9 protein-coding genes are annotated in these 12,161 nt (G+C 65.1%); 7 read left to right on the plus strand and 2 right to left on the minus strand.

The window, feature by feature from the left end:
• Window positions 1-27 precede the first annotated feature (27 nt).
• Window positions 28-1,002 carry a chromate resistance protein ChrB domain-containing protein gene (locus tag K206_RS0125790; protein WP_020205267.1) on the minus strand — a complete coding sequence of 325 codons (975 nt, stop codon included), beginning with the start codon at window positions 1,000-1,002 and terminating at the stop codon, window positions 28-30.
• 134 nt (window positions 1,003-1,136) lie between these two features.
• Here K206_RS0125790 and K206_RS0125795 point away from each other — a divergent pair, with 134 nt between their 5' ends.
• From K206_RS0125795 to K206_RS0125825, 7 genes are all read left to right on the plus strand, one after another.
• Window positions 1,137-1,424 (plus strand): CnrY/NccY family anti-sigma factor, encoded by a 288-nt coding sequence (locus K206_RS0125795; protein WP_020205268.1) that lies wholly within the window; start codon window positions 1,137-1,139, stop codon window positions 1,422-1,424.
• Window positions 1,421-1,867 (plus strand): periplasmic heavy metal sensor, encoded by a 447-nt coding sequence (locus K206_RS0125800; RefSeq protein ID WP_029044093.1) that lies wholly within the window; start codon window positions 1,421-1,423, stop codon window positions 1,865-1,867. Before K206_RS0125795 ends, K206_RS0125800 begins: the two co-directional genes overlap by 4 nt.
• Window positions 1,864-2,439, plus strand: a complete 576-nt coding sequence (locus K206_RS0125805; RefSeq protein ID WP_020205270.1) for an RNA polymerase sigma factor — start codon at window positions 1,864-1,866, stop codon at window positions 2,437-2,439. The genes K206_RS0125800 and K206_RS0125805 overlap by 4 nt, the downstream gene beginning before the upstream one ends.
• A 75-nt stretch (window positions 2,440-2,514) precedes the next feature.
• Window positions 2,515-3,771, plus strand: a complete 1,257-nt coding sequence (locus K206_RS0125810) for a TolC family protein (RefSeq protein WP_029044094.1) — start codon at window positions 2,515-2,517, stop codon at window positions 3,769-3,771.
• Window positions 3,768-4,955: a CzcB/NccB family metal efflux transporter periplasmic adaptor subunit gene (gene czcB, locus K206_RS0125815; protein ID WP_029044095.1), complete on the plus strand. Its 1,188-nt coding sequence runs from the start codon at window positions 3,768-3,770 to the stop codon at window positions 4,953-4,955. Before K206_RS0125810 ends, czcB begins: the two co-directional genes overlap by 4 nt.
• Window positions 4,952-8,182, plus strand: a complete 3,231-nt coding sequence (gene cnrA, locus K206_RS0125820; RefSeq protein WP_020205273.1) for a nickel efflux RND transporter permease subunit CnrA — start codon at window positions 4,952-4,954, stop codon at window positions 8,180-8,182. The genes czcB and cnrA overlap by 4 nt, the downstream gene beginning before the upstream one ends.
• 27 nt (window positions 8,183-8,209) lie before the next feature.
• On the plus strand, window positions 8,210-9,550 hold the full coding sequence (locus tag K206_RS0125825; RefSeq protein ID WP_020423910.1) for an MFS transporter: 1,341 nt from the start codon (window positions 8,210-8,212) through the stop codon (window positions 9,548-9,550).
• 293 nt (window positions 9,551-9,843) lie between these two features.
• Here K206_RS0125825 and K206_RS0125830 read toward each other — a convergent pair.
• A partial coding sequence (locus K206_RS0125830) for a copper-translocating P-type ATPase (RefSeq protein WP_231401680.1) occupies window positions 9,844-12,161 on the minus strand: 2,318 nt, incomplete at its 5' end.

Genomic DNA, 12,161 nt, shown 5'->3' on the forward strand with positions numbered 1-12,161 from the left:
AGGGTGAGCCTGATTGGTGGAAAGTGGTTAGCGCCTGCGGCTGCTGGAGAAATGCGCATGGAGCGAATCGAGGACATGGCTCATCTCGCCCAGCAGGGCATCGTCATCGGGCAGCCTCTCGCGGGCACCGGTCAGTACGGCCTCAAAGCCGCTCGCTTCCGCGACGGGCGTGCCGCCGATGTCGAGTACATGAATCATCTGGCCGAGGCGCGTCAGTCCTTTGTCCTCGTCGAGCCCAAAGCTGGCGAGCAGCACCTCAAAAGAAACGCGGTCGCCGACATGCGTGAAGGTTGCGCCGTCGAAATCGAATCCCAGCGCGTCGTCCGGGCATTGGCGAACGTCGTCGAGCCAGAGAAACGTGGCATGGGGGTCGATGAAGCGCCGGATCAGCCAGGCACATGCGATCCGGTCCACCCAGAGGTGCCGGCGGGTTGCCCAGCGCCTTCCCTGATATTGGCTGGGATCGCGTCGCGGAATTCTGCCGGCTACCTCGTGCGGTTCGCCCGGCGACAGCAGGATATCGACGGCCGCGTTGAAGTCGCGCCATTGCGCTTCCGCTCGCGCCGACGCGTCGTTGGGGAAAAAATCGATATGCCGGATCGCGTCGAATCCCCGGCCGTGACGGCGCACCAGGCGCAGCAGTTCCGCTTCGTCCGCGTCGCCCAACGTTGCGCGCGCGCCGGAGAGTTCGGCCGTCCAGGCCGCATACTCGGCAGACCGGTCGAACAATGCGCGATACTCGGCATCTTCCTGTGCATCTTTCGTCTGGACCGAGAGGATCCAGACTTTGCCGTCCTCGCTGGTCGCGTCCTCGGCCATCTTTTCGAGCTGGCCGCGCAATCCCGGCTGATCGGGCAAAAGATAGGCGCCATCGCGCAGTGGTGCGCCGCCGAGCGACTTGATGCCGCGCCACAGTCGCATGCGCGGAGTAGCGGACGATGTCGGCAGGCTGACGATCAGCAGCAGCCAGGTGGCCCGGGGGCTCGATTGGAGAGGAATCATGCGCCAAGCGTAGCCGTCCGTAGCCTTGTCTTCAATGTTGTAGAGACCTCTACAATCTCGAAAATTGGATACAGGTGCGAGGGTGTTTGCTGTCGCGCGCCGTATTAGCTAGGTCAAGGGTATGGAGATGAGCAATGGCTGACGTCGACGAATGGCTTAATAGCGCCTCAAAAATCACATTTGAGGCATCTTCCGGCACGCGCGTCGCAGCCATTCAGCAGCGCATCGCAGCAGAGCCGACGCAGGAAGTACTCGTGGCGCGCCACGATGTGTGGCGCGCTGTCCTGTGCGCTGCCGTTGCGGCGCTGGTGGCCTATGCGGCAATGGACCGGGTAGCGACGAGCCTGATGGTCAAGACAGCGCCGACATGGGTCGCCACGCCTTCTGCCGCGTCGCCGTTCGGCTTGCTGATAGGCGAATGATGACGCCGCGAACTCGACGTCTATCCATTTCCACGCTGGTTGGAGCGCTGGTCGGCATCTCTGTGGCCATCGCAGGTGTCTATGCCACGCGTTCCGCGCATGACCGACATACCGACTTGCATGAAATGCTGCACGAAGCTGTGCCGCTCGACGCCAATGAGCGCGAAATTCTGGAGCTGAAAGAAGAGGCATTTGCGCAGCGCCGGCGGGAAATCGAGATGCGGTTGCGGGCTGCGAACGGCAAGCTGGCGGACGCCATTGCCAGAAATCCGAACTGGTCGCCCGAGGTGGAGGCCGCGATCCAAGAGGTCGAGCGCGCAGCCGGCGACCTGCAGCGCGCCACGTTGGTCCACGTGTTTGAAATGCGTGCAGGCCTCAAGCCCGAGCATCGGCCTGCATACGACCACGTCCTTGTCGATGCGCTTCGCCGTGGATCGCAGTGAATCTGGACGACGCGGACAGGCTGCTCGCCCGACAGGCGGCTGACGGCAACCAGCGCGCATTCGGCCAGCTCGTGGAACGACATGGCATCGCCCTGGCCCAGGCTGCGCGCAGTTTCGGCGTTCCCGAAACCGACATTGACGACGTCGTGCAGGATACCTTTGTCGCCGCATGGCACGCGCTTGATGATTTCGATCCGGACAGGCCATTCCGCGCCTGGCTTTTCCGTATTGGGCTGAACAAGATGCGGGACCTGTATCGCTTCCGGCGCGTCAGGCAATTTCTTTTTGGTGCCGAGGACCTTGGCGAAATGGAGCTAGCAGGCGGCGTCGCCAATGAAGAGCCCGGCCCGGAACAGCGCGTGGCGGCTCGCCGGGATCTGGCGCGTGTGATCAGGACCCTGGACAAGCTGGACAGGAGCTCGCGCGAAGCCATCGTGCTGACGGCCATTGTAGGGATGTCCCAGCCGGAGGCGGCAGCCGTGCTGGGGATGAGCGCGAAGGCCGTCGAAGGGCGAATCGCGCGCGCGCGGGCCAAACTTGCCGCCGTGCTCGAAACCGTCTTGGAAAAATAAAACTGGAACTCGCCGAGGGGAAGCACCGACCTGCCTCGTATAGAGAGGGATAGCCGTCAACCGTCTCTCCTTTCGATGAAACAGGTGAACCTTTCGTTGCTTTGTCGACCTCGCTACATCGGCGCCGCAGTGTGGCTCGTGCCCGCAGCGTTGAGCCATGCCGCCGAGGCGCCTCCCTATTCGAATTTGTTGCAGCAATCGCTGGCACTTGCCCCGGCAATGGTTGCGCAGGCCGCCGATGTTCGAGCTGCCGGCGCAGATGCTGCCCAAGCGCGGGCGTGGCTCAATCCGCGGGTCGATACCGTGCTCGAGAACCTAGGCGCCCCGGCCAGCGATGGCGTGAGTCAGCGCCAGAACACCTACTCGATCACGCAGCCCTTTGAAATCGGGGGCAAGCGGGGAGCCCGCGTCGCGGTCGGCGAGCGCAACTTTGCCGCCGCACAGGCGCGGGAGCGGCAGGCGCAGGTAGCCTATGCCGCGGAACTCGCCGTCGCTTACGCAACGGCGGAAGCCATGCTGGGTCGCCAAGCGCTGGCAACCGAGAACCTGGCGCGCGCCAATGAGGAACTGGCAGCCGCGCGCGCCCTAGTCGATTCCGGGAAGGAGGCCAGCTTGCGCAGCGCGCAGGCAAAGGCCAGCGTGGCAGCGGCGCAGGCCACCGAGGCCGCAGCCATCAACGACGCCACGCAGGCTCTGGCAAGGTTGTCCGCGATGTCTGGCGCCGCTGAGCCCTACACCGCCCTTGCCAGTTCATTGCTGACCGCACTGCCAGCCATCCCGGGCGCATCCATGACGATCGGCGAGTCGCCGTCGGTGCGGGCCGCCGAAGCAGAACGCAGTGCGCTGGACGCACAGGTGGATGTCGAAAGACGGCGCTGGATTCCCGACGTCGGGGTCAGCGCTGGCATACGGCGTTACGGCTGGACCAATGCCAGTGGCTACGTGGTAGGTGTCACGGCCTCCATTCCGTTGTTCGACCAGAACCGCAACGGCATCAACGCCGCCGTCGAGCGAGTTGCGGCCGCCCAGGCGCGGCTGGACAGCGTCCGGCTGGAAGCCAATGCCGCGCGTCAGTCCGCCGTATCCCAGGTGGCCACAACGGAAAAGCAGCTCGTCGCGGCCAGCGAAGGAGAACAGGCCGCTGCACAAGCCTATCGCATGGGGCGCATTGGCTATGAATCAGGCAAGACGCCGCTAATGGAACTGCTGGCCGTGCGCCGTGCATTGGTCGAAGCCCGGCAACTGACGATCGACGCGCGCCTGGCGCGCGTGCGCGCTCTGGCGGCGCTGGCTCAGGTGGACGGCCGCCTGGCATTTGAGGAATCACGATGATGAAAAACGAGCGCCGGTCTGTGAACTGGCCGATGGTTGCGGGGGCGGCCGCAGTGGCGGCGGCTGTGGGTTTCGGTGCAGCGCGCCTGTCGGGATCGGAGAAGTCCTCCGCATCCTCGCTGGCAGCAGAAGTACAGAAGCCGGAAGCCGCCGCGAAGAAGCCCAGTGAACAGGAGGTCAAGATACCTGCCGCCTACCTTGCGGCCGCCAACATCGCCGTGGAGCCGGTGGCGAGCGCGGCAGTCGGCACGGAAATCCTGGCGCCGGCCACGGTGACAGCCGTGCCAGGCAGCGAAGCGGCCATCGCGTCGCGCGCCGCCGGCGCGGTGCAGCGCATCCAGCGCCGGCTCGGCGATGTCGTGCACGCGGGCGACGTGCTGGCCGTGGTCGATAGCCCCGACGCGGCTGCTATGGCGGCCGAGCGCAAGGTCGCGCAGGCCAAGGCCGATCTGGCGCGCAAGACCTACGAGCGCGAGGTGACGCTGTTCCAGCAAGGCGTCACGCCGCGCCAGGAAATGGAAGCGGCAAAGGCCGCGCTCGATGTCGCCCAAGCCGAGGCGCTGCGTGCTGCGACGGTGGCCCAGTCCGCGCATCTGTCCAGCGACGGGCGCTCGGTGGCGGTCGTGAGCCCGATTGCGGGCAAGATCACGGCGCAATCCGTGACGCTCGGCGCCTTCGTGGCCCCCCAGGCGGAGCTCTTCCGTGTGGCCGGAGCCGGCGCCGTGCAGGTGGAGGCCGCCGTGACCGCCGCCGACACGAGCCGCATTGCCGCTGGCAGCGACGCCACGATCCTGCTAGCCAACGGCTCGCCGCTACCAGCGCGCGTACAGGCCGTCACGCCGACGGCAACAGGCGCCGCGCGCGCCGCGACCGTGGTCGTGGAGCCGGTGCGGCCGACCGATCGCCTCGTCGTGGGCGAAGGTGTGCAAGTGCGCCTGCGCACGGCGGCGAGCGAGGCCGCGTCCCTTTCGGTGCCAGAAGACGCCGTACAGAACCTCGATGGCCGTGACGTCCTGTTCGTTCGCACGCAGGACGGCTTCCGCCCAAGGGCCGTGCTGGTTGGGACCCGTAGCGGCGGCGCGGCACAGATCCTCTCCGGCGTGCGGGCTGGTGAACAGGTGGCCACCCGCAACGCCTTCCTGGTCAAGGCGGAAATGAACAAGGGCGGCGGGGACGAGGAATGATCGAAGGTATCCTCAGCGGCTCGGTCCGCTATCGCTGGCTGGTGCTGTTCATGACGGCGGTCGTCGCGATGATCGGCGCCTGGCAACTCAACCTGCTGCCGATCGACGTCACGCCTGACATCACCAACAAGCAGGTCCAGATCAACACCGTGGTGCCGACGATGAGCCCGGTGGAAGTGGAGAAGCGCGTCACGTATCCGATCGAGACCGCGATCGCCGGCCTGAACGGTGTAGAGAGCACGCGGTCGATGTCCCGCAACGGCTTCAGCCAGGTGACTGTGATCTTCAAGGAAAGCGCGAACCTGTACTTCATGCGTCAGCAGGTATCGGAGCGGCTGGCGCAGGCGCGTCCGAACCTGCCGGAGAACGTCGAGCCGCAGATGGGACCCGTGTCGACCGGGCTTGGCGAGGTCTTCCACTACAGCGTCGAATACCAGCATCCGGACGGCACAGGCGCTCCCGTCAAGGACGGCGAGCCCGGCTGGCAGGGCGACGGCAGCTTTCTCACCGAGCGTGGCGAGCGTCTGGACGATCGCGTCTCCAGGCTGGCCTATCTGCGCACGGTGCAGGACTGGATTATCCGGCCGCAATTGCGCACGACGCCTGGCGTGGCCGACGTCGACTCGCTCGGCGGTTACGTCAAGCAGTTCGTCGTAGAACCCGACGCGGCAAAGATGGCCGCCTACGGCATCTCCTACGGGGAACTCGCCCGGGCACTTGAGGATGCCAACCTATCGGTCGGCGCGAATTTCATCCGGCGCTCGGGGGAATCGTATCTGGTACGCGCCGATGCCCGGATCAAGTCCGTCGACGAAATTTCCCGGGCGGTAATTGCCCAGCGCCAAAACGTGCCGATCACAGTGGCGCAGGTCGCTGCCGTCAAGATCGGCGGGGAATTGCGGTCCGGTGCCGCCAGCCGCAACGGCAACGAAACGGTGGTGGGCAGTGCGCTGATGCTCGTCGGCGCAAACAGCCGCACGGTGGCACAAGCCGTAGGCGACAAGCTCGAACAGATCTCGAAGACGCTGCCGCCGGGCGTGGTGATCGTTCCCACGCTCAATCGCTCCCAATTGGTAATTGCGACCATCGAGACGGTGGCGAAGAACCTGGTGGAAGGGGCGCTACTGGTGGCAGCGATCCTGTTCGCCCTGCTGGGCAACTGGCGCGCGGCGGCCATCGCGGCCCTGGTTATTCCGCTCTCCCTGCTGGTCAGTGCGATCGGCATGAACCAGTTCAACATCTCCGGCAACCTGATGAGCCTGGGGGCGCTGGACTTCGGCTTGATCATTGACGGCGCGGTCATCATCGTGGAGAACTCGCTCAGGCGGCTGGCCGAACGGCAGCGCCACGAGGGACGCCTGCTCACGCTCCATGAGCGGCTGGAGGAAGTCATCCAGTCGTCCCGCGAAATGGTCCGTCCGACGGTGTACGGGCAACTCGTGATCTTCATGGTCTTCCTGCCATGCCTGACCTTCCAGGGGGTGGAAGGCAAGATGTTTTCGCCGATGGTGATCACGCTGATGCTGGCGCTCGCGTCTGCCTTCGTGCTGTCACTGACCTTCGTGCCGGCCATGGTGGCGGTGCTGCTGCGCAAGAAGGTCTCCGAGAACGAGGTGCGCGTCATCGTTGTGACCAAGCGGCGCTATCGGCCCTGGCTGGAGCATGCGGTAGCTCGTCCGATGCCGTTCATTGGCGCCGGCGTCGCGACGCTGGCGATCGCGGCGGTGGCATTCACGTTCGTCGGGCGCGAATTCATGCCGACGCTCGACGAGCAGAATCTGAATCTGTCGTCGGTGCGCATCCCGTCGACGTCGATTGACCAGTCGGTCGCCATCGATCTGCCGCTCGAGCGCGCCGTGCTGTCGCTGCCGGAAGTCAAGACCGTGTACTCCAAGGCGGGGACGGCCAGCCTGGCGGCCGACCCCATGCCGCCGAACGCCTCGGACAACTACATCATCCTGAAACCGAAGAGCGAGTGGCCGAAAGGCGTGACGACCAAGGAACAGGTCATCGAGCGTATCCGCGAGAAGACCGCGCCGATGGTCGGCAACAACTACGACGTGACGCAGCCGATCGAGATGCGGTTTAACGAACTGATCGGCGGAGTGCGTAGCGACGTCGCCGTGAAAATCTACGGTGAAAACCTGGATGAACTGGCGGCCACGGCTCAGCGCATCGCCGGCGTGTTGAAGAAAACCCCGGGCGCCACGGACGTTCGCGTGCCACTGACCAGCGGATTTCCGACGTTCGACATCGTCTTTGACCGCGCCGCGATCGCCCGGTATGGCCTGACGGTCAAGGAGGTGGCTGATACCCTTTCCGCAGCCATGGCAGGTCGGGCGTCCGGACAGATCTTCGATGGCGACCGTCGCTTCGACATCGTGATCCGCCTGCCGGGCGACCAACGCGAAAATCTCGATGTCCTTGGCGCGCTTCCCGTCATGCTGCCTGTGACCGACGGTCAGGCTCGCGCTTCCGTGCCGCTGCGCCAACTGGTGCAATTCCGGTTCACGCAGGGTCTCAACGAGGTCAGTCGCGACAACGGCAAGCGCCGCGTGTACGTGGAAGCCAATGTAGGCGGCCGGGATCTCGGCAGCTTCGTTGACGATGCCGCGGAGCGCATCGCCAAGGAAGTCAAACTGCCCCCGGGCATGTATATCGAATGGGGCGGCCAATTCCAGAACCTTCAGGCGGCTACCAAGCGCCTGGCCATCATTGTGCCCCTGTGCTTCATCCTGATCGCCGCGACGCTGTATATGGCAATCGGCAGCGCCGCGCTGACGGCAACCGTGCTGACGGCGGTACCCCTGGCATTGGCTGGCGGCGTCTTCGCGCTGCTACTGCGCGGGATCCCGTTCTCGATCTCGGCGGCAGTTGGCTTCATTGCGGTGTCCGGCGTGGCGGTGCTGAACGGACTGGTACTGATCTCCGCCATCCGCAAACGTCTGGAAGACGGCATGATGCCTGACACGGCCGTGATCGAGGGCGCGATGGAGCGCGTCAGGCCGGTGTTGATGACTGCGTTGGTGGCTTCGCTGGGCTTTGTGCCGATGGCAATTGCAACGGGCACGGGTGCCGAAGTCCAGAAGCCGTTGGCGACGGTCGTCATCGGTGGCTTGATCACGGCGACCGTGCTGACATTGTTTGTCCTGCCCGCCCTGTGCGGTATCGTTTTGCGCCGGCAACCGCAGGTCATCTCAGGTGGCCGCGATCTGATCGAAGCGTAGTGATCGTTATGAAGCGTCGGAGACGTCATGCTTGAAGTACTGGGAAATCGCACATACAGGCACTTGTTTGCCGCGCAGGTGATTGCATTGGTCGGGACCGGGCTCGCAACCGTTGCCCTTGGGTTGCTGGCCTACGACCTCGCCGGAGCAAACGCCGGAAGCGTCCTCGGCACGGCGCTCGCCATCAAGATGGTCGCCTATGTCGGCATCGCACCGGTGGTGGGCGCCTTCGCCAACCGGCTACCGCGCCGGGCATTCCTGGTGGCAATGGATTTGGTGCGAGCCGCAGTGGCCATCTCGTTGCCGTTCGTGACACAAGTCTGGGAGATTTACGTGCTGATCTTCCTGCTGCAATCTGCCTCGGCAGCGTTCACGCCAACTTTCCAGGCGACGATACCAGACGTGTTGCCGGAGGAGAAGGACTACACCCGGGCACTATCGTTGTCGCGTCTGGCCTATGACATGGAGAGCCTGGCGAGTCCCGCGCTCGCTGCCGCGCTGCTCTCAGTCATCAGCTTTCACTGGCTGTTTGGTGGCACGGTCATTGGCTTCCTTTGCTCAGCCGCACTCGTGGTATCGGTACGCCTGCCGCAGTCCCGCGCCGTGGACCGTACCGGCAGCATCTACGCGAAGACCTTCCGCGGGATTTCCATCTATCTGCGCACCCCGCGTCTGCGAGGATTGCTCGCGCTGAACCTTGCCGCGGCAGCCGCCAGTTCGATGGTGATCGTCAACACGGTAGTCTACGTGCAGAGCAAACTACAGCGGCCGGCATCGGACGTTCCGTTCGGACTGGCGGCATTCGGATGCGGCTCGATGCTGGTTGCACTGATATTGCCGCGGTTCCTCAATGAGCGTCCAGACCGGCCCCCAATGCTGACCGGGGCGTTCATCATGACCCTTGGCCTTGCGTTCGGCGTGGTGCTGACCAGCTTTGCGCCGGCGGTCGAATGGCCCGAATTTCTTCTGACATGGTTTGTGATCGGCGTTGGCTACTCGATGACACAGACACCGAGCGGGCGCCTGCTCAGGCGATCTGCCGCCTCGCCCGATCGCCCCGCAGTATTTGCCGCCCAGTTCTCGCTGTCGCACGCCTGCTGGTTGATCGCCTATCCGCTGGCTGGCCAGATCGGTGCCGGGTATGGGATGACTGCGGCGTTCGCGGTGTTGGCGGGTCTCTCACTGATTGGCGTCCTTTGCGCATGGCGGCTATGGCCTGCCGATGATCCCGATATGCTCGAGCACGAGCACCCTGATGGCGACGAATTGGATGGACATCTGGAAGAGGGAGAGAGGACGGGGCAACGCAGGCATCGCCACGCTTTCACGATTGATGACCTTCACGGGGAATGGCCCGGCAAGTGGTGATCTGCGTCGCCCGTTCACTGGTGGTCTGACGAGCAAGATTGAGACGTCCGATCAATCTCAGTTCGGCCGTTCGACTCATGGCCGCCGGGCACTGTTCTTCGCTGGAAGTTGCCGGTCGTCTTTACCGGACAAGCGGCCGTCTCCGACCTGCCGCAGTCCGTCGCCCTACTCCGTTGGCGAATCCGTTGATCGCATTTCCCCCTGATCGACAAAGGCAAGGGCGGAGCGGTAGATCGAACCAGCCCGTTTTGCGCCCTGAGACGTCATGCTGATAGGATGCAGGGAACCGGGGTTCACACCTTGCTGTGCCGCAGGCGCAGCGCATTGCCGACCACCGAAGCCGAACTCAGGCTCATCGCCAGCGCGGCGATCAGCGGCGACAGCAGCCAGCCGGTAAACGGGTACAGCACCCCAGCAGCAACCGGGATGCCCAGGCCGTTGTAGAGAAAGGCGAACACCAGATTCTCCTTCATGTTGCGCACCGTCCCCACCGACAGCCCGCGCGCGGTGGCAATGCCGCGCAGGTCACCCTTGACCAGCGTGATCTGGGCGCTGTTCATCGCCACGTCGGTGCCAGTACCCATGGCGATGCCGACGTCAGCCTTGGCGAGCGCCGGGGCGTCATTGATGCCGTCGCCAGCCATGGCGACCACACGACCTTCCTTCTGCAGGCGCTCGATCAGCGTCAGCTTGTCGACCGGCTTCACTTCGCCGTGGACCTCGTCGATGCCCAGGCGGGCCCCCACCGACTTCGCGGTCGTCAGGCCGTCGCCAGTCGCCATGATCACCCGCAGGCCAGCCGCCTTGAGGGTCGCCAGCGCCTCCGGCGTACTCGCCTTCACTGGGTCGGAGACTGCCAGCAGGCCGGCAAGGCGTCCGCCCACCGCCAGGTACATCACGCTAGCCCCTTCCCTGCGCAGAGATTCGGCCTGCTGCGCGCGTGAATCGACGGCGACACCGACCTGCGCCATGAGGACGGTGTTACCAAGCGCGAGAGGCTGCCCTTCCACTTGTCCGCGCACACCGATGCCAGAACCGGACTCGAAGTTCTCCGGCTTGCTCAGTGCGAGGCCCTGGGCGCGCGCGGCCTGCACGATCGCATCGGCCAGCGGGTGCTCGCTGCCCTGGTCCAGGCTGGCCGCCAGGCGCAGCACCTCCGCGGAAGTGAAGCCGTCCGCCGGGACCACCTGATCGAAGGCAGGGCGGCCTTCGGTCAGCGTGCCGGTCTTGTCGATGACCAGGGTATCGACCCGGCGCAGGTTCTCGATCGCGGCGGCATCGCGGAACAGCACGCCCTGGGTCGCACCGCGCCCGGTGGCGACCATGATCGACATCGGCGTTGCCAGCCCCAGCGCGCAGGGGCAGGCGATGATCAGCACCGACACGGCGTTGATCAGACCGAACACCCAGGACGGCTGCGGGCCGAACAAACCCCAGATGAAGAAGGTAGCGATGGCGATGGCGACGACCACCATCACGAAGTAGCCGGCGACCACATCTGCCATGCGCTGCATGGGCGCCTTGGACCGCTGGGCCTGAGCCACCATCTGCACGATCTGCGAGAGCACGGTCTCCGAGCCGATGCGCTCGGAGCGAATGACGAGCGCGCCGCTGGTATTGAGCGTGGCGCCGATGACCTTGTCACCCTCGCGCTTGCTCACCGGCAGGGGTTCGCCGGTCAGCATGGACTCGTCCACCGAGCTTGCACCCTCGACCACCGCGCCATCGACGGGCACTTTCTCGCCGGGCCGCACGCGCAGGAGGTCGCCGACGTGCACGTGGGTCAGCGGCACATCCTCCTCACTACCGTCGGCGCCGATGCGGCGCGCGGTCTTGGGAGCCAGCCCCAGCAGCGACTTGATCGCCGCCGAGGTCTGCGAGCGCGCCTTGAGTTCGAGAACCTGCCCGAGCAGCGTCAGCGAGATGATGACCCCCGCGGCCTCGAAGTAAACGCCGACCCGACCCATCGAGATGAACGACGCCGGAAAGATCCCTGGCGCGACGGTGGCAACGACGCTGTAAACGAAGGCAGCGCCCGTGCCCAGGCCGATCAGCGTCCACATGTTCGGGCTGCGGTTGAGCACGGACTGCCAGCCGCGCGAGAAAAACGGCCAGCCGGCCCACAGCACGATCGGCAGCGACAGCACCAGTTCCATCCAGCTCTGCGTGGCCATGTCCATCAGATGCAGACGTTCGCCGAACATCGCCAGTGCCAGCACCACCAAGGTCAGCGGCAGCGTCCACCAGAAGCGCCGGGAGAAATCGCGCAGCTCTGGGTTGTCGTCCTCCAGGTCCGGCAGCAGCGGCTCGAGGGTCATGCCGCAGATAGGGCAATTGCCGGGGTGATCCTGGCGGATCTGCGGGTGCATCGGGCAGGTGTAAATTGTGCCTGGAGCCGCAGGCTTCGGCGGTTGCGCCGAGTCCGCTACTACCGGGGCTGCTTGCGGTGCGTGCCCATGGTCCTGCCCATGGCGGTGATGGCCCGCCGTGCTGCCGCTGGTGCCGGGGGCTCCGGCATGCGTCTGCCCTGCCGGGACGGGTTGAAGCGTCATGCCGCATTTCGGGCAGGCGCCAGGATGATCCTGCCGGACTTCGGGGTGCATCGGACAGG

Origin of the sequence: Cupriavidus sp. WS (assembly GCF_000395345.1) — a bacterium.
GTDB classification, from domain to species: Bacteria; Pseudomonadota; Gammaproteobacteria; order Burkholderiales; family Burkholderiaceae; genus Cupriavidus; species Cupriavidus basilensis_B.